At 67.5% G+C, this 20,015-nt stretch carries 19 protein-coding genes; 12 read left to right on the forward strand and 7 right to left on the reverse strand.

Going from position 1 to position 20,015, the window contains the following annotated elements:
• The 3 genes from MKD38_RS10585 to MKD38_RS10595 all read left to right on the forward strand — a co-directional run bounded on the left by MKD38_RS10585 (position 1) and on the right by MKD38_RS10595 (position 2,998).
• Positions 1–429, forward strand: a complete 429-nt coding sequence (locus MKD38_RS10585; protein ID WP_252676585.1) for a hypothetical protein — start codon at positions 1–3, stop codon at positions 427–429.
• Between the two features lie 11 nt (positions 430–440).
• Positions 441–767, forward strand: coding sequence for a hypothetical protein (locus MKD38_RS10590; protein ID WP_252676587.1), 327 nt, complete (start codon positions 441–443; stop codon positions 765–767).
• A 548-nt stretch (positions 768–1,315) separates the two neighbouring features.
• Complete coding sequence (locus MKD38_RS10595; protein WP_252676739.1) at positions 1,316–2,998, forward strand: ShlB/FhaC/HecB family hemolysin secretion/activation protein; 1,683 nt, start codon at positions 1,316–1,318, stop codon at positions 2,996–2,998.
• A gap of 30 nt (positions 2,999–3,028) precedes the next feature.
• Here the strand turns inward: MKD38_RS10595 and MKD38_RS10600 are convergent, their stop codons facing one another.
• From MKD38_RS10600 to MKD38_RS10620, 5 genes are all read right to left on the reverse strand, one after another.
• A complete protein-coding gene (locus tag MKD38_RS10600; RefSeq protein ID WP_252676589.1) occupies positions 3,029–3,895 on the reverse strand; it encodes an HTD2 family dehydratase in 867 nt (288 codons plus the stop codon).
• A 42-nt stretch (positions 3,896–3,937) separates the two neighbouring features.
• Positions 3,938–4,762, reverse strand: a complete 825-nt coding sequence (locus MKD38_RS10605) for an HpcH/HpaI aldolase/citrate lyase family protein (protein ID WP_252676591.1) — start codon at positions 4,760–4,762, stop codon at positions 3,938–3,940.
• Positions 4,763–4,770: 8 nt separating this feature from the next.
• Positions 4,771–6,153 (reverse strand): MmgE/PrpD family protein, encoded by a 1,383-nt coding sequence (locus MKD38_RS10610; protein WP_252676594.1) that lies wholly within the window; start codon positions 6,151–6,153, stop codon positions 4,771–4,773.
• Between the two features lie 73 nt (positions 6,154–6,226).
• A complete protein-coding gene (locus MKD38_RS10615; RefSeq protein WP_252676597.1) occupies positions 6,227–7,423 on the reverse strand; it encodes a CaiB/BaiF CoA transferase family protein in 1,197 nt (398 codons plus the stop codon).
• Positions 7,424–7,432: 9 nt separating this feature from the next.
• Positions 7,433–8,602, reverse strand: a complete 1,170-nt coding sequence (locus MKD38_RS10620; RefSeq protein WP_252676599.1) for an acyl-CoA dehydrogenase family protein — start codon at positions 8,600–8,602, stop codon at positions 7,433–7,435.
• 496 nt (positions 8,603–9,098) lie between these two features.
• Between MKD38_RS10620 and MKD38_RS10625 the strand changes: the two genes are divergently transcribed.
• Complete coding sequence (locus MKD38_RS10625; protein ID WP_252676601.1) at positions 9,099–9,566, forward strand: MgtC/SapB family protein; 468 nt, start codon at positions 9,099–9,101, stop codon at positions 9,564–9,566.
• Positions 9,567–9,761: 195 nt separating this feature from the next.
• The gene (locus tag MKD38_RS10630) at positions 9,762–10,268 is read left to right on the forward strand and encodes a DUF2628 domain-containing protein (RefSeq protein WP_252676603.1); all 507 of its coding nucleotides are present in this window, start codon (positions 9,762–9,764) and stop codon (positions 10,266–10,268) included.
• A 23-nt stretch (positions 10,269–10,291) separates the two neighbouring features.
• On the opposite strand, the gene MKD38_RS10635 is transcribed toward MKD38_RS10630, so the two are convergent.
• The gene (locus MKD38_RS10635; RefSeq protein WP_252676605.1) at positions 10,292–11,194 is read right to left on the reverse strand and encodes a LysR family transcriptional regulator; all 903 of its coding nucleotides are present in this window, start codon (positions 11,192–11,194) and stop codon (positions 10,292–10,294) included.
• A 202-nt stretch (positions 11,195–11,396) separates the two neighbouring features.
• Here MKD38_RS10635 and MKD38_RS10640 point away from each other — a divergent pair, with 202 nt between their 5' ends.
• The 3 genes from MKD38_RS10640 (at position 11,397) to MKD38_RS10650 (ending at position 13,874) form a co-directional block, all read left to right on the forward strand.
• The gene (locus MKD38_RS10640) at positions 11,397–12,311 is read left to right on the forward strand and encodes an SDR family NAD(P)-dependent oxidoreductase (protein WP_252676607.1); all 915 of its coding nucleotides are present in this window, start codon (positions 11,397–11,399) and stop codon (positions 12,309–12,311) included.
• Positions 12,311–13,555, forward strand: coding sequence for a CaiB/BaiF CoA transferase family protein (locus tag MKD38_RS10645; RefSeq protein WP_252676609.1), 1,245 nt, complete (start codon positions 12,311–12,313; stop codon positions 13,553–13,555). Before MKD38_RS10640 ends, MKD38_RS10645 begins: the two co-directional genes overlap by 1 nt.
• Positions 13,556–13,667: 112 nt before the next feature.
• A complete protein-coding gene (locus MKD38_RS10650) occupies positions 13,668–13,874 on the forward strand; it encodes a DUF6494 family protein (RefSeq protein ID WP_062802625.1) in 207 nt (68 codons plus the stop codon).
• Positions 13,875–13,897: 23 nt separating this feature from the next.
• On the opposite strand, the gene MKD38_RS10655 is transcribed toward MKD38_RS10650, so the two are convergent.
• On the reverse strand, positions 13,898–15,070 hold the full coding sequence (locus MKD38_RS10655; protein ID WP_252676611.1) for an AraC family transcriptional regulator: 1,173 nt from the start codon (positions 15,068–15,070) through the stop codon (positions 13,898–13,900).
• 302 nt (positions 15,071–15,372) lie between these two features.
• On the opposite strand from MKD38_RS10655, the gene MKD38_RS10660 reads away from it, so the two are divergent.
• From MKD38_RS10660 to MKD38_RS10675, 4 genes are read left to right on the forward strand one after another with little or no spacing between them, the layout of a single operon-like run.
• The gene (locus MKD38_RS10660; protein WP_252676613.1) at positions 15,373–16,404 is read left to right on the forward strand and encodes a Bug family tripartite tricarboxylate transporter substrate binding protein; all 1,032 of its coding nucleotides are present in this window, start codon (positions 15,373–15,375) and stop codon (positions 16,402–16,404) included.
• A gap of 54 nt (positions 16,405–16,458) precedes the next feature.
• A complete protein-coding gene (locus MKD38_RS10665; protein WP_252676614.1) occupies positions 16,459–18,171 on the forward strand; it encodes a long-chain fatty acid--CoA ligase in 1,713 nt (570 codons plus the stop codon).
• Between the two features lie 55 nt (positions 18,172–18,226).
• A complete protein-coding gene (locus MKD38_RS10670) occupies positions 18,227–19,210 on the forward strand; it encodes a Bug family tripartite tricarboxylate transporter substrate binding protein (protein ID WP_252676615.1) in 984 nt (327 codons plus the stop codon).
• 21 nt (positions 19,211–19,231) lie between these two features.
• Positions 19,232–20,011 (forward strand): enoyl-CoA hydratase/isomerase family protein, encoded by a 780-nt coding sequence (locus MKD38_RS10675; protein ID WP_252676616.1) that lies wholly within the window; start codon positions 19,232–19,234, stop codon positions 20,009–20,011.
• Positions 20,012–20,015: the final 4 nt, after the last annotated feature.

A 20,015-nucleotide genomic window follows, 5' to 3' on the forward strand; every position in this document is an offset into this window, starting at 1 on the left:
ATGACCAAAACATTCTTTGATGCCATTGACTATCAACGGCAATTAATATTTGCAGGTCTTGAAGACTTCACGCCTAATTCGGCGCTACCGAACGTATTGGGAGGTCAGTATGGCACCAATCCGGTGGCATGGAGGCAGGCAGTGATTGATTTCATTTGTAGAAACGTTGCGGCCGATCTGCTGGAAATTGTCAGCTACCCAGGGAAGCCAACAGAAATGGGGGCGCCTCGAGTTAGGGCGCTTTTGATAAGCGGCGATGAGAGCCGTGGCTTGGATGAAAATGTCATTTGGGATGCGATATATTTCACTGGAACAAATAAGTTAAAGAGCCGATTAAAATCATTCGGCTTGTTGAGCTGGGATGCTTTGAATGCCGAAAAAAGTGATGATTTCATCGATTTTTTAGTCGGCTCCTACACGAGTGGTTGAGGCCATCAAGCATGAAAGAAAACGATCTACTTGATAAGCTGACCCACGGAAAAATCACTTCAGATGAGGCGAACGACATCTGTGGTGATGTACTTTCGGACACGAGCCAGACCACTCCGGCGCATGAAATTTTAGGCTTGAGTCAAAAGGAGTGGACAGCTTATGCCCATGGGGCAGATTTCAAGGATGTTGCCGATTGGCGGCAACATGGATGGCCGGATCGATGTTTTGTATGTGGCGGTAAGATTGATTCTGACAATTTTGGTTGGTTGGCGCGCGAATTCGGTGGAAAAATCCAGCTCAAGCATATTGTTTGCCCCAAGGCTGGTAAAACTTGAATGATGACCGAACTTAGGGAATCGATGATCATATTGCTCCCCTGTCGCTACATCACATGGCCTAAAGCATGGACACGCTTATGACAACGCTCTCACCCAAGGCCTCGGTGACTCGGGTACTGATTTAATCAGGAGCTCCCTAGAGTAAATTGAAATCGACCATCCTCATGATGGAGTTGCTCCGCACGTTCCTAATTGGGATAGGGCACCCGATGGAAGACCGATTTCGTGGCTCCGAGGAGGGGATGGAAGAGTTTCAAGGACGGTCCTGGCGTGAACTTAACATGGAAGACTGTCTACTTTTTCCTTTCCACTTACTGGAGTAGTTCTTCGTCCGGGTGTGGTTGCCACTACTTTGATAGCAGGAGAGAAACCGTTTGTCGATATTTCTGGCGGGAAATCATGATTTGGAATTCCTGAATGTGTTCGCGCCCCCTCTATATTCTTAGTTCGCCTCCATGTCTTCGAAATCAGATAGTATTGGCACGACTGCAGCACTTTCATTGTGCCTGTTCATCTACTCACTGACGACAACCGCCCAAGTCACGATGCCGCCCACCGGTCAATCCGCTGCACTGAGCAATGCAGAACAAGACCAGCGCGCCCGTCAGCAACAGGACGCCCGCGAGCGCGCCCAGGCGGTCCAGGCACCGGGACTGCGTGTGCAGGAGGCAGCTCCGATCGAGTATCCATCGCTGCCGGCCGAGTCGCCTTGCTTCCCCATCGACCGCTTCACGCTAGACGTCCCACCCGACCTGCCAGAAGCCGCCAAAGCACAAGGCACTTCCGCCTTGCCCCAAGACCCCTTCGCCTTCGCTCTGACATGGCTCAATCACTACCAAGGCGCCTGCGTTGGCAAGCAGGGCCTGGTGAGACTCACCAGGGGCATCTCCCAGGCCATCCTTAGCCGCGGCTACGTCACCACGCGGGTATTGCTGCCGCAGCAGGACCTCAGCACAAGCACCCTGCGCCTGACATTGATCCCCGGCCTCATCGGAGAACTCCGCTTTGCCGATCCCGAAACACGCGGCACCTGGAAGTCCGCGTTCCCGTCTCGCTCTGGAGATCTGCTCAACCTGCGTGACCTCGAACAAGGGCTGGAGCAACTGAAGCGCGTGGGCAGTCAGGATGCCGACATGCAAATCGTGCCGACTCCAACACCGGGCGTCAGCGATGTGGTCATCACCGTCAAGCGCGCCAAGCCGTGGACGTTCGTCGCCTCGGTCGACAACTCGGGCACGCGCTCGACCGGCAAGCCCCAGGGCAACCTGAGCCTGGCCGTCGACAACCCACTGGGCCTCAATGACCTGTTCAACGTCGGCTACAGCCAGGACCTGGAGTTCAGTGACAAGAGCCGAGGCACGCACGGCTGGAACGGCTTCTATTCAGTGCCGTGGGGCTACTGGACCGGCACGCTGTCGGCCTATTCCAACACCTATTTCCAGCAGATCGCCGGCGTCAACCAGACGTTCGTGTCCAGCGGCGATTCGCGGACGGTCGACCTTAAGCTGCACCGCGTGATCCGGCGCAGCCAGAACGATGTGTTGGGACTGCAGTTCCGGCTGTCGCGCCGCTTCGGCCACAGCTTTATCGAGGACACGGAGATTACCCAGCAGCGGCGCAACAACACCGTGCTGGAGGCAGGATTTACCGACCGCCACTATTTCGGTGCGGCGCAATTTGACGGCACCGTAGCGTACCGCCAGGGCATTGGCGGATTCGGGTCGCAGGATGACGCCCTGACCGCGATCGGCGGGCCGACCTGGCGATTCCGGATGCTTGTCGCGGATGCCAACCTGTCGGTGCCGTTCAAGGTGGCTGAATATCCGCTGCGCTATGTCACGACCTTTCGCGGGCAGTACACCAATGACTGGCTTTACTCGTTGGACGCCATGACCATCGGCAGCCGCTACACCGTGCGTGGTTTTGACGGGGAGCGGCTGTTGGCCGGCGACAGCGGCTTCTATTGGCGCAATGAAATGCAGCTGCCGCTTGGCGCAACCGGTCAGGCGCTGTACGCGGGTCTCGACTATGGCAGCGTTTTCGGGCCGTCTACGGCAGGCCTTGCCGGTACGCGCCTGGCCGGCGCGGGGATTGGGTTGCGCGGCGGTTTCGGTCCTGTCTTTGGCCGGCTGTCCTATGATCTGTTCGCCGGTACGCCGGTGTATAAGCCGGCGGCCTTTCACACCGCCAGCGTGTCAGGCGGATTCCAGTTCGTCTACCAGTACTGACGGCGGCCCTGACCGCCCGCAGCGCCGCCTTTACCCCTCCACCTCCGCCCACCCCTGCATCGCCTGCCCGCCGGCATCATCCCCCGTCCACAGCACCAGCCGCCCCGGCTGCGCCGGATCGGCCGCGCCACCGACCGTGATGGTGTCCTGGTCGAACAACGGCGCCAGCCCGCGGAAGCCGAAGCGGCGCACGCGCGCCTTGGGCTGCTCGCGCGCCACCAGGTCCAGCATCAGCATCGCCTGCATCGGGCCGTGCACCACCAGGCCGGGATAGCCTTCGACGTCGCGCGTGTACTGGCGGTCGTAGTGGATGCGGTGACCGTTGAAGGTCAGCGCGGAATAGCGGAACAGCATCACCGGGTCGGCCTGCAGCGTGCGCTGCCATTGCGCGGTCTGCTCCAGCCGCGGGCGTGGCGCTTGCGGCTTGGTCGGGTCGGGCATGGCGCGGTAGACGATGTCGTGGCGCTCGTTGACGGCGGTGTTGCCGTTAACGGTCAGTTCGTGGTCGACGGCGACGAACCAGAGTTCGCCGGTGCGGCCGGTCTTGTACTGCACGTCGGCGATGGTGGAGGTGCGCGTGACGGTGTCGCCGATATGCAGCGGATGGTTGAAGCTGACTTCGCTGCCGGCCCACATGCGGCGCGGTAGCGGCACCGGGGGCATGAAGCCGCCGAGGGTGGGGTGGCCGTCGCGGCCGAGTTCGCGCTGCGGCGCGCGCGGCAGAAAGTAGAGCCAGTGCCACAGCGGCGGCAACGGGCCGGCGGCGATGGCTTCGGGGTCGAGGTCGAAGGTGGCGGCCAGGCTGGCGACCGGTTCGGGCGACAGCGTTTCGGTGCGCGTTTCGCTGCGGCCGATCCAGCCGCGCAGGCGTTCGAGTTCGGAAGTGGCGTCAGTCATGGCAGGTGGCCTTCAGATGCATGAGGGGAGTCGGATGGCGCGCTATTGCGCCAGCGCCAGCAGCCGGCGGGCCTGCTCGATCACGGGCCGGTCGACCATCTTGCCGTCGACCTGCACCGCGTGGCTGCCGCTGGCGGTGGCGGCGAGCACGCGCCGGGCCCAGTCGAGCTGCTCGGGGCTGGGCAGGAAGCCGGCGCGGACCGCGCCCAGTTGTGCCGGGTGGATGCAGAGCTTGCCGGCAAAGCCGAGTTCGCGCGCGTAGGCGACGTCGCTGGCGAGCACGGCTTCGTCCTTGAGCGCGGTGGTGACGCCGTCGACCGGCGGCGGCAGGCCGGCCACGCGCGAGGCCAGCACGATGCGCGCGCGCGCAAAGGCGAGGGCGTCGCGAGTGTGGCTGCAGCCCAGGTCGACCGCATAGTCGAGCGAGCCGAAGGCCAGGCGCGCCACGCCGCTGGCGGACGCCACGGCGTCGACCTGGTGCAGGCCGAGCGCGGTTTCGATAATGGCGACCAGTTCGCCCTGCGGGTTGATCGCTTGCAGGGCCTGGGCGATGGTGTCGAGCGCGGCGGCATCTTCGGCCTTTGGCACCAGCAGCCCGGCCAGCGCGGTGCCCTGGGGCAGTGCGCGCAGCCAGGCCATGTCGGCGGCAAAGGCGGGCGAGGCGCAGTCGTTGATGCGCACAAAGGCGTTGGCGCCGGGCCGGCCGGTCAGCCATGCGGCGATGGCTTCGCGCGCGGCGGGCTTGGCGTCCGGATGGACCGCGTCCTCGAGGTCGAGGATCATCACATCGGGGCCGGCGGCGGCGGCCTTGTCGAAGCGTTCGCGCCGGTCGCCCGGCACGAACAGGTAAGTAACGGCGGTGGACATGGCGTTCCTCAGCGCGCGGCGGGCAGCCAGTCGTTGACGTTCGGGGCCTGCTCCAGGGTCCACACGCGCTGGATGATGGCGCGCATCTCGGCCTCGCTTGCGCCCTGGCGGAACGCGCCCAGCTGCAGCGCCTTGGCTTCCAGCTCCGGGCGCGACAGCGTGTTGTCGGGATCGCCCTTGGGCACGTCGACACGCGCGGCCAGCGTGCGGCCGTCGGTAGTCTTTGCCGTCACGCGGCCGATCCACTGGCGCGGGTAGGCGGCGTTGATCTCGGCATCCAGTTCCATGTCGACCTTGCCGCGGAACGCGGCCACCGCCGGATCCTGCAGCGCATGCTGCTCGAACTCGCCCAGGCCGGCGTGGCCATGCACCGCCACCAGGCCCAGCACCGTGCCCATCGAGAACTTGGCCTGGTGGATGGTGGCGGGATTGACCACGGGGCCGAGCACGTCGATAGCGCCCTGGTGCACGTGCGTGGTGACGCTGGCGATCTGGTCGGCGGCAACGCCTTCGCGCTGCATCAGCGCCTTCAGTGCATCGGCGGCCGGGTGAGTGTGGCGGCACGACGCGAAGAACTTGAACGAAGTCTCCGCGGTGGCCCAGCGCGTGCCCAGGCCATCGGTCAGGCAGGCGGGGTTGGCATCGCTCGACATGCCGGCGGCCATGCCCTGGGCGCCCTCGAGGATCTGCTTCGCGCCGGTGAAGCCGGCGCGCGCCAGCCACGCCGACTGCAGGCCATCGGCGGCGGCCTTGGCGGTGTGCAGCTGCTTGGAGTCGGCGGCGTCGCGCAGGAATTCCCACAGACCCGCGGCCTGCGTGCCGGCCGAGCCCAGCGCCTGGTTGATGCCTTCGGCATCGAGGCCGAACAGCTTGGCCACTGCCGCGGCGGCGGCCAGCGTGCCGACGGTGCCGGTGGTGTGGAACACGCGGTAGTGCGAGCGGCCCATGAACTCGCCAATGCGGATGCCGGCTTCATAGCCGGCGATCGAGGCCAGCAGCACTTCGGCGCCGGTCTTGCCTTCGGCCTGCGCGGCCGCGACCACGGCGGGGAATACCACCGCGGCCGGATGCAGCACCGAGCCGTTGTGCACGTCGTCCTGCTCGACCACGTGCGAAGACGCGCCGTTGATCAGCGCGGCGAAGTAGGGCGAGGTGCGGCGGCGGTCGACCAGCACTTCGGCGGCGCCGTCGGACGGGCCCATGGCCGCGGCGAACTCCTGCAGCTTGCGCACGGCCGGGGCGTCCTTGCCGGCGATGGCCGATGCGATCCAGTCGAGAAACAGGTCCTTGGTGCGCTCGATCACGGGCGCAGGCACGTCGGCCAGCTTGAGGTTGGCCAGGAATTCGCAAAGCTGGCGGGTCGGGTAAGTGGTGTCTGCGGCTTGGCTCATGCCGGCTCCGGAGATTGAACAGTGCTTGCGGAAAGAGAAGGGCGCCGGGCTAGCCTTGGGCGCCCGTGTCGGTTCAGATGGTGCGCTTGTCGGCCAGGGCGTCGATGTCGGTCTCGCCGTAGCCGAGCTCGGCCAGGATGCTGCGGCTGTGCGCGCCCAGCGCCGGCACGTCGCCCATGACGGGCTCGACGCCCGACAGGTTGGCCGGCGGCAGCAGCGCGCCGATCGGGCCGTTCGGCGTATTGACCTCGCGCCAGCGCTGGCGCGCCTGCAATTGCGGGTGGTTCCACACCGCCTCGATGTCGTTCATCGGCGCATTGGCGATCTGCGCCTGGTCCAGCAGCGCCTCGGCCTGCGCCACCGTCAGCGAGGCAAAGCGGGCTTCGATCAGCGCGGTCAGTTCGGGGCGGTTGCGCACGCGCGCGGTATTGCTGGAATAGCGCTCGTCCTGCGCCAGCGCGCGGTCGCCGAGCACGATCTCGCAGAAATTGGCGAACTCGCGCTCGTTCTGCACGCTGAAGATCACGCTGCCATTGCTGGTTCGATGCACGCCGTACGGGGCGATGGTCGGATGCGAGGCGCCGAAGCGCGCCGGCGGCGTGCCGCCGTAGTGGCCGAAGTAAAGCACCTGGTTCATCCACTCGGCCATCGCCTCGAACATGGTTACCTGCACGCGCAGGCCCTTGCCGGTGCGGCCGCGCTGCAGCAGCGCCGACAGGATGCCGCTGTACGCGTACATGCCGGCCGAGATGTCGGCGATCGAGACCCCGGCGCGCGACGGCTCGTTCGGGCCGCCGGTCAGGCCCACCAGGCCGGCGGCGGCCTGGATCAGCAGGTCATAGGCCTTCTTGTCGCGGTAGGGGCCGGAGTCGCCGTAGCCGGAGATGTCGCAGACGATCAGCTTCTGGTACTTGCCGTGCAGGGTGTCGAAATCCAGGCCCATGCGGGCGGCAGCGCCCGGGGCGAGGTTCTGCACCAGCACGTCGGCGTCGGCCAGCAGGCGGTGCAGGATGGCCTGCGCTTCGTTGTCCTTCAGGTCCAGGGCCAGGCTTTCCTTGCCCCGGTTGAGCCAGACGAAGTACGAAGCCTGGCCGTGCACGGACTGGTCGTAGCCGCGCGCGAAGTCGCCCACGCCGGGGCGCTCGACCTTGATCACGCGCGCGCCCAGGTCGGCCAGCTGGCGCGTGGCGAAGGGCGCGGCCACGGCATGCTCGAGCGAGACCACGCGGATGCCGTCGAGCGGGCGGATGCCTTGGGAGGGTTGTGACATGTAGGGTTCTCAGAACGAACGCGGCAACTCGAGCACGTGCTCGGCCACGTAGGACAGGATCAGGTTGGTGGAGATCGGCGCCACCTGGTACAGGCGGGTCTCGCGGAACTTGCGCTCGATGTCGTATTCGGCGGCGAAGCCGAAGCCGCCATGCGTCTGCAGGCAGACGTTGGCGGCTTCCCACGAGGCATCGGCAGCCAGCAGCTTGGCGATATTGGCTTCCTTGCCGCACGACCTGCCCGCGTCGAACAGCCGCGCCGCCTTGTAGCGCATCAGGCTGGCGGCCTCGACATTGACGTATGCGCGGGCGATCGGGAACTGTACCGCCTGGTTCTGGCCGATCGGGCGGTCGAACACGATGCGGTCGCGCGCGTAGTTGCTGGCGCGCTCCACGAACCAGTAGCCGTCGCCGATGCACTCGGCGGCGATCAGGATGCGCTCGGCGTTGAGACCGTCGAGGATGTATTTGAGGCCCTTGCCTTCCTCGCCGATCAGGTTTTCGGCGGGGACTTCCAGGTTGTCGAAGAACAGCTCGTTGGTCTCGTGGTTGACCATGTTGCGGATCGGCTTGACCGTCAGCCCCTTGCCGATGGCATCGCGCAGGTCGACCACGAATACCGACAGGCCGTCCGACTTGCGCTTGACCTGGTCCAGCGGCGTGGTGCGCGCCAGCAGCAGCATCAGGTCCGAGTGCTGCACGCGCGAAATCCATACCTTCTGGCCATTGACGAGGTACTTGTCGCCCTGGCGCACCGCGGTGGTCTTGAGCTTGGTGGTGTCGGTGCCGGTGCTGGGCTCGGTCACCGCCATCGACTGCATGCGCAGTTCGCCCGAGGCGATGGCTGGCAGCCAGCGCTGCTTCTGTGCGTCGGACCCATGGCGCAGCAGGCAGCCCATCACGTACATCTGCCCGTGGCAGGCGCCGGAGTTGCCGCCGCTGCGGTTGATCTCTTCCATGATGACCGACGCCGCGGTCAGCGACAGCCCCGAGCCGCCATAGGCTTCCGGGATCAGCGCCGACAGCCAGCCGGCCTGCGTCAGCGCCTGGACAAAGCTTTCGGGAAAGGCTTCCTGCTCTTCCACCCGTTGCCAGTACGCCGAATCGAAGCCCGCGCACAGGCTGCGCACGGCCTCGCGAATTTCGGGGTACAGCTGGTCGGGGTCCTGGTCTGCGTGCATGGGTCGCCGGGTCGATTGGAACTGGAGGCCATTATTCCCGAGCCCACTGCACGCTGAAATTCGGATTTGCGAAAGAGCGGCTTAGGGCCGGCTTAGGTGGGAAGCAAGCGTCGCAGCAGGGCGGCGCCACCATGCAAGACGCCCGGCGAACCGGGCGTGCAGGTGTGGCGCGCGGGGCGCCGGTGGAGGGTGGGGCCGGTGCCGTGGCACCGCCTGCCGATCAGTGGACGAAGAGCCAGATCAGGATCAGGACAAAGGCCGGAACACCAAGTAGCCAGGCGAGGATATAGGGCATGGTGCAACTCCATGGGAGGACAGTGGTTGGTGATTCCAATATAGGAATGCCGCGCTGGCGGGACTGTCGGGGAGCTTCCGCTTGCGGTGTAGGACGTCGCCGCACACGCCGACGGCGCGCCGATGTGGCGCACAAGTCTTGCCGCGGCCCAGGTGTGCCGTGCTACGCTCAGCCCTGCACCCTAGTCCCCGGAGGTTGGCGATGGAGTCTGTCTGGACCGAGATCTTCCGTACCTTTCGCGCGGAATTTGCCGATGTGCCGGACGCGGCCGAGGCCACCCGCATCCTGGTGCGGCTGACCATGGCGGTGCTGCTCGGCGGCCTGATCGGCTATGAGCGCGAGTCTTCCGGCAAGGCGGCGGGGCTGCGCACCCATATGCTGGTGGCGCTGGGCTCGGCGCTGTTCGTGCTGGTGCCGCTGCAGGCCGGCGTGCCGCTGGCCGACATGAGCCGGGTGCTGCAGGGGCTGATCGCCGGCATCGGCTTCCTAGGCGCGGGCGCCATCCTCAAGCAGAACGACGAAGCCCATATCAAGGGCCTGACCACCGCGGCCAGCATCTGGATGGTGGCAGCGATCGGCGTGTCGGCCGGGCTCGGGCGCGACACCACGGCGGTGATCGCCACGGTGTTCACGCTGGTCATCCTGCAGATCCTGCAGCGCTGGAAGTAACGTCGCCGCATCACGGACCGGTGCGCCGGTCTGTGCCCTTGCGCGCCAATCCACTCCTTTCCCTCGGCGTTCGTGCGGCAAACGCGCACCGAATGCGCGCCGGCGCACACAGCCAGGGCCCCGCGCGCCCTATGCTGTGGCACAGGTTGCGCCACGAAGCCAGGGCGCCGCCGACGCAGCAGAGGGGAGGTTGGCATGCATGCATCGATCCGTGACGACGCGGCGCTGGCCGCATTCGTGGGGCCGCGATTTCCGTATTACGGCGAGCGCTGGTCGGTGGCAGAGACCCACGGCGGCATCTCGTGGAACTGGGCGGCGTGCCTGCTGGGCCCGTTCTGGATGGCGTACCGGCGCATGTACTGGCAGGTGGGCGTGTATGCGCTGATCGTCGGCACCGAGCCGCTGCTGCATGCATGGTTCGGCCTGCAGCTGCCGATGGCGGGCCGGCCCTTGCTGTACGCGCTGGCGCTGCTGCTGGGGCTGTACGGCAACGAGCTGTACCGCTGGCACGCCGAGGCCACCATCCGCCATGTGCGCGAGTACCACTACTCGCCCGAACTGGTGAACGACTCGCTCGAGCGCCGCGGCCGCACCAGCTGGCCGGGCGTGTTCGCCATGGGCCTGCTGCTGCTGGTGATGGTGGTGTCGCTGCGTCCGCTGGCGGCGCTGATGGTGCAGGGCGGCGCGCCGGGCGCCGGCTGAAACACTGAACCCCGCGCGCCGCGTTACACGGGCTCGCGCGCGGCGTCGACCAGGTACTGGATCAGGGTTTCGGCGAACTGCGGCAGCTCGCGCCCCGGCCGGCGCACCAGGCGCAGCTCGCGCCTGGCCCATTCGTCTTCCAGCGGGATAAAGCGCAGCACCTTGCGGCTGGCATAGCGGCGCGCGCAGCTGTTGGGCACGATGGCGATGCCCGCGCCGGCCTCGACCATGCGGCATACGGCGTCAAAGCTGCCTACCTGGATGCGCAGGCTGATGCGCTTGCCCATGCCGGCGGCAATGCGGTCGAGGAACGACTGGATCGCGCTGAACTGGTTCAGCCCGACAAAGCGGCAGGTATCGAGCAGGTCGGCGAAAGGCAGCCGCTTGAAGGTCGGCAGCGGATGGTTGACCGGCGCGATCACGATCAGCGCGTCGCTGCACAGGTGCATCGCATCCAGGTCCTGCGTGGCAACCTCGCCGGCGACGATGCCCAGGTCCGCCGCGCCCGCGCTGATTGCCGACACGATCTCCTGCGACAGGTGCTCTTCCAGTTCGATGTCCACGTCCGGGTTCTCGCTGAGGAAGCGCGACACGCCGGTGGCGAGGAACGAGTTGGTCGCGGTGGTGTTGGCCAGCAGCCGCACGCGCCCCTTCACCCCCTTGGCATACGGGCGCAGGTCCGAGTGCAGGCACTCCAGCTCGCGGAAGACCTCGCGCGCGTGGCGCAGCAGCGCATCGCCCGCCGGCGTGAGCCGCACGCCCTTGACCTGACGGATCAGCAATTGTGTCTGGAACGCCTCTTCCAGCTGCTTGATCCGCGTGCTTGCGGCGGGCAGCGACAGAAAGCTGCGCTCGGCGGCACGGGTCAGGTTCTCCGTCTCGCCGACATTCAGGAAGAGGCGGAGGTCGGTCAGGTCGTAATGCATGGGCTTCTGTCAGGCCAAAGGCCAGTTTTGTGATTCGTGAATTCCAAAGGCTCGGGCGTCAATTTATCGTATCCGCTGCGGCGTGGACATCCGGATTGACCGCAGCGGCGGGCGTTGCCCGCTGCGCGGGGGCTGTTTCACCGGGTTTGCGGTCGGTGACCGCACAAAAAGTATTCAAAGGACGAGTTCCGAGGAGCATGCAATGAGCGGTTTGATGGCAGGCAAGGTTGCGCTGGTGACGGGCGCCGGGGGTGGGATCGGACGCGGCATCGCGTTGGCCATGGCGGCCGCCGGTGCCAGGGTGGTGGTCAATGACCTGGGCGTGTCGATGACCGGCGAGGGCGGTGACGCCGGTCCCGCGCAGCGCGTGGTCGAGGAAATCCGCGCCGCCGGCGGCGAGGCCGTGGCCAGCACCGACAGCGTGTCGACCTGGGCCGGCGCCAACGCCATCGTGCAATGCGCGCTGGATAGCTTCGGCCGCATCGACGCCGTGGTCAACAACGCCGGCAACCTGCGCGACCGCATGTTCTTCAAGATGAACGAGGAAGAATGGCGCTCGGTGATCGACGTGCACCTGAACGGCACCTTCTTCGTCAGCCGCGCCGCGGCCAACTACTTCAAGGACCAGGAGAGCGGCGCCTACGTGCACATGACCTCCACCTCTGGCCTGATCGGCAACCTGGGCCAGGCCAACTATTCGGCGGCCAAGCTGGGCATCGCCGCGCTGTCGAAGTCGATCGCGCTCGACATGCAGCGCTTCAACGTGCGCTCGAACTGCATCGCGCCGTTCGCGTGGAGCCGCATGACCAGCTCGATCCCGGCCGAGACGCCGGAAGAAAAGGCGCGCGTGGCCAAGCTGCAGAAGATGGAAGCCGGCAAGATCGGCCCGGTCGCAATCTACCTGGCCAGCCCGGCGGCGAGCGAGGTCAACGGCCAGATCTTCGCGGTGCGCGCCAACGAGATCATCCTGATGAGCCAGCCGCGCCCGGTGCGCTCGGTCCATATGAGCGAGGGCTGGACGCCGGAGTCGGTGGGCGAGGTCGCAATGCCGGCGATGCGCAGCAGCTTCTTCAAGCTGGAGCGCTCGCCCGACGTGATCAGCTGGGACCCGATCTGATGACGGGCGGCCAAGCCCCGGCGCGCGGCGCGCTTGCCGGCGTGCGCGTGCTGGACCTGTCGCGCATCCTGGCCGGCCCGTGGTGCGCGCAGAACCTGGCGGACCTGGGCGCCGAGGTGATCAAGGTGGAGCGCCCCGGCGCCGGCGACGATACCCGTTCGTGGGGGCCGCCGTGGCTGCCCGGCGCGGACGGGCAGCCGTCGCGCGACGCCACCTACTTTGCCGGCGCCAACCGCGGCAAGCAGTCGGTCACGCTCGATATCGCCAGCCCGCAAGGGCAGCAGATCGTGCGCGAGCTGGCCGCGAAGTCGCAGATCGTGCTGGAGAACTACAAGGTCGGCGACCTGAAGCGCTACGGGCTGGACTATGACAGCCTGAAGGCGGTCAACCCGGCGCTGGTCTACTGTTCGATCACGGGCTATGGCCAGACCGGGCCGAGCGCGCACAAGCCCGGCTACGACTTCATCTTCCAGGGCCTGGGCGGCCTGATGAGCGTCACCGGCGAGCGCGACGACCTGCCCGGCGGCGGGCCGCAGAAGGTGGGCGTGGCGGTGGTCGACATGCTGACCGGCATGTACGCCACCGTGGCCGTGCTGGCCGCGCTGCGCCATGCCGAACGCACCGGCGAGGGCCAGCATATCGACATGGCGCTGCTCGACGCGGTGGTGGCGGTCGGCGCCACGCCCATCATTGCGCAGCGCGTCACCGGCCAGGCCATGCCGCGCTACGGCAACGCGCACGCCAACATGGTGCCCTACCATGTGTTCGCCACCGCCGACGGCTACATGATCGTCGCGGCCGGCAACGACGGGCAGTGGCAGGCGTATTGCCGCGGTGTCGAGCGTCCCGACCTGGCCGCCGACGAGCGCTTTGCCACCGGCCCCGGCCGCATCATCCATCGCGACACGCTGGTGCCGCTGCTCGAGGCGCATATGCGCACGCGGCCGACCGCGCACTGGGTGCAGGCGCTGGAAGCGCAGGGCATCCCCTGCGGGCCGATCAACGACTACGGCCAGGTGTTGGAAGATTCGCAGGTACGGCATCGCGAGCTGCAGGTCGACCTGGTGCGCGACGACGGCAGCCTGTGTCCGACCGTCAAGAGCCCGCTGCGGCTGTCGGCCACCCCGGTGCAGTACGATGCGCCGCCGCCGCGGCTGGGCCAGCATACCGAGCAGGTGCTGGAGACGGTGCTGGGCCTGTCTGGCGAGCGTATCGCCCGGCTGCGCGAGCAGGGCGTGGTCTAAGCGCAGGCGCGTCGGGCAGCATGGTGCTCCCGGCGCGCCGCTGCACGGATGCCGTCACTGGCGTAGGCTGTCCGGATAGCGGCAGCATGCCGCTTCCTTCCCGGAGACAGCCATGGACGAAGAGACCTTCAACCTCAGCATCCGCAAGTTCCTGAAGGTGGTTGGCGTGAATTCCCAGCGCGAGATCGAGCAGGCCATCGCCAGGGCCGTGGCCGACGGCACGCTGGCCGGCAACGAACACCTGCCGGTGTCGGTGACGCTGGAGCTGGCGGCGGTGAAGCTGCAGGCGCGCTTCGACGGCGAGATCCGGCTCGAGTAAGCCGGCGGCTGCGCGATCGCCGGCTAGGCCGCCGGCACGCCTTCCTTGCGCATCCCGCGCATCCGGTATTCCCCCGGCGCCACGCCGGTCCATTTCTTGAAGGCGCGGTGGAACGTGCTCGGCTCGGAAAAGCCGAGCCGCAGCGCCACGTCCTGCAGCGTCATGCCGGGGCGCTCCATCATGCCGATGGCCACGTCGCGCCGCAGGCTGTCCTTGATGCTCTGGTAGCCGCGGCCCTCGTCGCGCAGGCGGCGGCGCAGGGTCTGCGGCGTCAGCCGCAGCAGCTGCGCCATCTGCTCCAGCGACGGCAGTTCGTGGTCCAGGTGCGAGCGCAGGTGCTGCCGGATGCGTTCCGCCAGGCAGCTGTTGTCGCGGTAGCGGATCAGCAGGTTGCGCGGGGTCTCGCGCAGGAAGTCGCGCAGGCTGGCGGCGTCCTGCATCACCGGCAGGCGCAGCGAGGCGGCGTCGAAGTGCAGCGCGGTGACGGGCTGGCCGTAGCTGACCGCGGCCTTGAATACGCGCTCGGTGTCGGTGCGCCCCTGCGACGCGGCGGCGCTCAGGTCGACCCGCGTCAGCGGGATCTGCCCGGCCACCAGCCAGCTGACCAGCGCATAGGCATGGAACACAAAGGTCGATTCGGCAAAGCTGCGGCACGCCGACGCGGGCGCGCGCGGATGCAGCACCACCGCCGCGGTGTTGCCGTCGGCGCCTACATGCAGGCGCGGCGCGAAGGCGTCGATATGCTGGCGGTACAGGCGCAGCCCGGTGCGGATGGCGTCCTCGAGCGTGGCGCAATGGACCAGGCTGCGGCACACCTGCGCGAACACGCCGGGCGTCACGGGCCGCTCCAGCAGGCCCCACAGCTCATCGCGCATGACCCGGCGCAGCGTGCGGATCAGTGCCGCATACTGGCCCTGCGTCACGCGCGCGCTGGGCGAGGCCAGCAGGGCCGGCGAGATGTCGGCGCGGCGCAGCAGCGCATCGATGTCGTAGCCGAGCCGCCGCGCTCCCTGCAGGATATGCGTCACATGCTGGATGGCGATGGTGTGGCGAGCCGGCGCGGCTGGTTCCACTGTCGCGCCCGAAGCTGAGGGGCCGCCGGCTTCGCGCAGGCGCGCCCCCGGCAGCGCGTGGCCGGCAAGGTGCGGCTGGCCCGGCATCGGCGGGCGCAGCGATGGCAGAACGGCTGTTTGCATGGGTCTCCTCGTCACGGCGACGCGCCGGTGCCGGCCTCTCCAGGCCTTTCAGCCCTCTGGCCACATCATGGCGCCACCTTAGCAAGCCCGCGCGGCGCCGCACAATCGGGATTTGCCAAAGCCTGCCTTCCGCCTGAGCGATTCGGCCAATCATTTTGGCGCGTCTGGTCATTGTCCACGCACCGCAGCATCGCGCACTCTCCGGCAAGTACCTCTACAAGGCCGGCCCACCGGCCCGGGCGGATCCCGCAACGCGGCAAAAAGCCCGTGCCCGCCCACGGAAAAACCAAAGGAGACAGCACATGCAGGCAGATCGTCGTAGTGGGGAGCGTAGTCCGCGTCGCCGTACCCTCGGCTACCTGGGCGCCGGATTGCTGGCGTGGAGCGGACTGGCAGCCGGCATGCTGGGCGCGGGCGTGGCCCACGCCCAGGCTGATTTCCCGGCACGCACCGTGCGCATGGTGGTGCCGTTCCCCGCCGGCGGGGCCACCGACGTGCTGGCGCGCGCGCTGGCCGAGGGCCTGGGCAAGCAGTGGAAGCGACCGGTGGTGGTGGAGAACCGCCCGGGCGCCAGCGGCATGCTGGGCGCCGAAGTGGTCGCCCGCGCCGAGGCCGACGGCCATACCGCGCTGCTGACGATCACGCCGCTGGTGCAGGCGCCGAGCCTGTATGCGCGCGCACCGTACGACCCGGTGAAGGATTTTGCCGCCGTCTCCGAGCTCGGCACCACCAATCTCGTGTTCGCGGTCAATACCAATGCCGTGCCGGCCACCAACCTGAAGGACTTTATCGCGCTGGTGCGCACCAAGCCCAAGCAGTTCTCCTATGGCTCGTTTGGCGCGGGCTCCAGCGGCCACCTGTATGGCGAAGTCTTCAACGACGCCGCCAGGATCGACATGCTCCACGTCTCCTACAAGGGCGAGGCGCCGGAACTGAACGACCTGCTCGGCGGCCAGGTGCCGGCCGCGGTGATCTCGGTGATGGGCGCCAAGCCCCATGTCGCCACCGGCCGCCTGCGCGCGCTGGCGGTGACCGGACCCGCGCGCGCGCCGCAACTGCCGGACGTGCCCACTTTCCGCGAGGCCGGCATCGAGGGCATGGACGCGATGGGCTGGTTCGGCCTGCTGCTGCCGGCCGCCACGCCGCGCCCGATCGTCGAGAAGTTCTCCGCCGACGTCAACCGCGTGCTGGCCCAGCCTGACGTGCGCAAGCGCATGAACGAGCTTGGCGTGATCCTGACCGGCAGCACGCCGGATGCCTTCGCCCAGACCATCCAGGCCGACTACGTGCGCTGGGGCAAGGTGATCCGCACGCGCAATATCCGCCTGGATTGAGTCCTTCTCCGTTTGAGCTGTATCTGACCTGCATCTGACCCACCAATTGCTGCAATGAAGCCTGCCACACGCACCACCCCGCCGTTCCGTTCCCCCGCCTGGCCGCCCGGCCTGCCGGCGACGCTGCATACGCCGCGCACCAGCCTGTTCTACAACGTCGAGGTCGCGGCGCAGCGCTATCCGGACAAGACCGCGATCCAGTACTTCGGCACCGCGATCTCGTATGGCGAGTTGCGCGACGAGATCGAACGGATGGCCGGCTACCTGCAGCACGCCTGCGGCATCCAGCCCGGCGACCGCGTGGTGCTGTTCAGCCAGAACTGCCCGCAGTTCATCATTGCCTATTACGCCATCCTGCGCGCCGAAGGCGTGGTCGTTCCCGCCAACCCGATGTGGCTGGAAGCCGAGCTTGCCCACGTGGTGCAGGACAGCGGCGCGGTCGCCGCATTCGCCGGCAGCGAGCTGTACTCGCGCATGGCGCCGCTGCACGGTCCCGCGCTGCGCCACGTGATCCTGCACGACTACGCGGGCATGCTGCGCGACGACGGCGGCTTGCGGGTGCCGGCCTGGCTGCGCGAAGCGCCGCCCGCGCCGCAGGCCGCTCCCTCCGGCGCGATGCCGGTGGCGTGGGACACCGCCAGCCGCGCCGGACACCGGCCGCTGCCGCACCAGGCCGGCCAGGACACGCTGTGCATGCTGGCCTATACCTCGGGCACCACCGGCAATCCCAAGGGCTGCATGCATACCCACGGCACGCTGATGACCGCGGCCGCCGGCTCGGTGATCTGGCGCGGCGGCTCGCCCGAATCGGTGGTGCTGGCGGTGGCGCCGATGTTCCACCTGCTGGGCATGCAGAACTGCATGAACTCGCCGCTCTACCTGGGCGCGACGGTGGTGCTGATGCCGCGCTGGGACCGCGCGCTGGCGGCGGACCTGATCGAGCGCTACCGCGTCTCGGTGTGGGGCGCGCCGCCGGCGATGATGGTGGACTTCTTCTCCCAGCCCGGCATCGACGCGCGCGACCTGTCCAGCCTGGCCTACGTCGGCGGCGGCGGCGCGGCCATGCCGGAAGCGGTGGCCAACATGCTGCAGCAGCGCTTTGGCCTGCCCTATGTCGAGGCCTACGGCATGACCGAGACCGCGGCCTTCATCCTGTCGAACCCGCGCAACCAGCCCAAGCGCGAATGCCTGGGCATCGCCACCTTCGGCGTGGACGCGCGCGTGGTCGACCCCGAAACGCTGCGCGAACTGCCGCACGGCGAGACCGGCGAGATCGTGGTCCACGGCGGCCAGGTGATGCAGGGCTACTGGCACAACGAAGACGCCAACGCCGCCACTTTCATCGAGCTCGACGGCAAGCGCTTCCTGCGCACCGGCGACCTGGGCTTCATGGACGAGGAGGGCTACTTCTTCATGCGCGACCGCCTCAAGCGCATGATCAACGCGTCCGGCTACAAGGTCTGGCCGGCCGAGGTGGAGAACATGCTGTACGGCCACCCCGCCATCCACGAGGCCTGCGTGATCGCGGCGCGCGATGAGCGCCGCGGCGAAACCGTCAAGGCGGTGGTGGCGCTGCGCCCCGACGCGCGCGGCACGGCCGAGGCCGACCCCGAACGCATCATGGCCTGGTGCCGCGAGCATATGGCGGCGTACAAGGTGCCGCGCATCGTCGACGTGGTCGAGGCGCTGCCCAAGTCGGCCACCGGCAAGATCCTGTGGCGCGCGCTGCAGGAGCGCGAGATGCAGGCGAACCAACCGGGCGCCTGAGCGTAGCGGTGATGCCGCCCCGCGCAGCAACCCGAGCAGCAAAGAGAGAGACACCATGCAGCAGAGCAGACGCAACTGGCTGGCGCAGGCCGGCACCCTGGCCGGCGCGGCCATCCTTGGCGGCGCGGGGCAGGCTTTCGCCCAGCAGCCGTATCCCGCCAAGCCGATCCGGCTGATCGTGCCATACCCGGCCGGCGGCGGCACCGATACCGTGGGGCGGCTGATTGGCCAGCGCCTGGCCGAAAGCCTGGGCCAGCCGGTGGTGGTCGAAAACAAGCCCGGTGCCAGCGGCATGCTGGGCAACGACACCGTCGCCAAGGCGCCGGCCGACGGCTACACCCTGCTGCTGGCGATCACCGCGCTGATCCAGTCGCCGGCGCTGTACAAGCGCACCCCGTACGACGTCGCCAGGGACTTCACCCCGGTGTCGCTGATCGCCAAGTCGTCCGACCTGTTCGTGGTGCCCAACCGCGTGCCGGCCAGCACCATGCGCGAGTTCCTGGCGCTGGCCAGGTCCGGCAAGCTCAGCTATGGCTCGTACGGCAACGGCACCTCGTCGCACCTGCACGGCGAACTGCTGCGGCAGCAGGCCGGCATCGAGATCGCCCATATCCCGTACAAGGGCGCGGCGCCGCTGATGAGCGACCTGCTGGGCGGCCAGGTGGACAGCGCCTTCGTCGACGTGACCTCGGCCAACCCCTACCTGACCAGCGGCAAGTTCAAGATCCTGGGCATCACCGGGACCCAGCGCTACAAGGCGCTGCCCAATGTGCCGACCTTCTCCGAGCTGGGCCTGGCGGGGTTCGAGCCCAATGGCTGGTTCGGGCTGTTCCTGCCCGGCAACGCGCCCAGGGACGTGACGGCAAAACTGGCCGCCGAAACCGCGCGCATCGTGCGGCTGCCCGAAGTGACGGCAAAGCTGGCCGGCATGGGTTTGCAGCCGGTCGGCTCGACGCCGCAGGAACTGGCTGCCGTGGTCGCCGGCGACACGCCCAAGTGGGCCAGGATCGTGCGCGACGCCAACATCCAGCTGGACTGACACCATCGCGGAGCCCAAGCCATGGAAACCATCCGTTTTGCCCTGGAGGACGGCGTCGCCACGCTGACACTGGACGCGCCGGCGCGCAAGAACGCGCTGTCGCTGCAGATGCGCGAGGAGATCGGCGAAGTGATTCGCGGGATACGGGACGACGACAGCGTGCGCGCGCTGATCCTGACCGCCGCTGGCACCGATTTCTCGTCGGGCGGCGACATCAGCTCGATGCAGGTCGAGATCAGCGCCGAGCAGGGCCGCAGGCGCCTGCGCAAGCTGCACGGCTGGCTGGAAGACCTGATCCAGCTGGACGTGCCGGTCATCGCCGCGGTCGATGGGGCCGCCTATGGCGCAGGCTTCAGTCTGGCGCTGACGGCGGACATCATCCTGGCCACGCCGCGCGCGCGCTTCGGGCTGCCGTTCCTGCGCATGGGGCTGGTGCCTGACTGTGGCGTGTTCTACACGCTGCCGCGCATGATCGGCCTGCAGCGGGCCAAGGCGCTGATGTTCTCGATGCGCGAGCTCGATGCGCAGGCCGCGCAAGACCTTGGCATCGTCATGGAAATCGTGCCCGCCGACGGCCTGCAGGCGCGCGCCCGGGCGCTCGCGCAGGCGTTCACCGAGGCCTCGCCGGTGGCGGTCAGCCTGACCAAGCAGGCGCTCAATGCGTCGCTGGGACAGGACCTGAGCACCATGCTGGCGATGGAGGCGGACGCGCAGGGCATCGCCTTCTCCACCGGCTACCGCCGCGAGGCCGCCGATCGCTTCATGGCCAAGCAGCCGCTGCGCTACCGCTGGCCGGACTGAGGGG

The sequence above is a fragment of the Cupriavidus sp. WGlv3 genome (assembly GCF_023952475.1).
Taxonomy (GTDB): Bacteria; Pseudomonadota; Gammaproteobacteria; order Burkholderiales; family Burkholderiaceae; genus Cupriavidus; species Cupriavidus phytorum.

Coding starts and splice junctions, on each gene's coding strand:
- MKD38_RS10610 (WP_252676594.1), bottom strand. CDS start 6,153: ATGAGCCAAGCCGCAGACACCACTTACCCGACCCGCCAGCTTTGCGAA.
- MKD38_RS10645 (WP_252676609.1), top strand. CDS start 12,311: ATGACGGGCGGCCAAGCCCCGGCGCGCGGCGCGCTTGCCGGCGTGCGC.
- MKD38_RS10615 (WP_252676597.1), bottom strand. CDS start 7,423: ATGTCACAACCCTCCCAAGGCATCCGCCCGCTCGACGGCATCCGCGTG.
- MKD38_RS10630 (WP_252676603.1), top strand. CDS start 9,762: ATGCATGCATCGATCCGTGACGACGCGGCGCTGGCCGCATTCGTGGGG.
- MKD38_RS10620 (WP_252676599.1), bottom strand. CDS start 8,602: ATGCACGCAGACCAGGACCCCGACCAGCTGTACCCCGAAATTCGCGAG.
- MKD38_RS10665 (WP_252676614.1), top strand. CDS start 16,459: ATGAAGCCTGCCACACGCACCACCCCGCCGTTCCGTTCCCCCGCCTGG.
- MKD38_RS10660 (WP_252676613.1), top strand. CDS start 15,373: ATGCAGGCAGATCGTCGTAGTGGGGAGCGTAGTCCGCGTCGCCGTACC.
- MKD38_RS10670 (WP_252676615.1), top strand. CDS start 18,227: ATGCAGCAGAGCAGACGCAACTGGCTGGCGCAGGCCGGCACCCTGGCC.
- MKD38_RS10590 (WP_252676587.1), top strand. CDS start 441: ATGAAAGAAAACGATCTACTTGATAAGCTGACCCACGGAAAAATCACT.
- MKD38_RS10635 (WP_252676605.1), bottom strand. CDS start 11,194: ATGCATTACGACCTGACCGACCTCCGCCTCTTCCTGAATGTCGGCGAG.
- MKD38_RS10585 (WP_252676585.1), top strand. CDS start 1: ATGACCAAAACATTCTTTGATGCCATTGACTATCAACGGCAATTAATA.
- MKD38_RS10625 (WP_252676601.1), top strand. CDS start 9,099: ATGGAGTCTGTCTGGACCGAGATCTTCCGTACCTTTCGCGCGGAATTT.
- MKD38_RS10595 (WP_252676739.1), top strand. CDS start 1,316: ATGCCGCCCACCGGTCAATCCGCTGCACTGAGCAATGCAGAACAAGAC.
- MKD38_RS10675 (WP_252676616.1), top strand. CDS start 19,232: ATGGAAACCATCCGTTTTGCCCTGGAGGACGGCGTCGCCACGCTGACA.
- MKD38_RS10655 (WP_252676611.1), bottom strand. CDS start 15,070: ATGCAAACAGCCGTTCTGCCATCGCTGCGCCCGCCGATGCCGGGCCAG.
- MKD38_RS10605 (WP_252676591.1), bottom strand. CDS start 4,762: ATGTCCACCGCCGTTACTTACCTGTTCGTGCCGGGCGACCGGCGCGAA.
- MKD38_RS10650 (WP_062802625.1), top strand. CDS start 13,668: ATGGACGAAGAGACCTTCAACCTCAGCATCCGCAAGTTCCTGAAGGTG.
- MKD38_RS10600 (WP_252676589.1), bottom strand. CDS start 3,895: ATGACTGACGCCACTTCCGAACTCGAACGCCTGCGCGGCTGGATCGGC.
- MKD38_RS10640 (WP_252676607.1), top strand. CDS start 11,397: ATGAGCGGTTTGATGGCAGGCAAGGTTGCGCTGGTGACGGGCGCCGGG.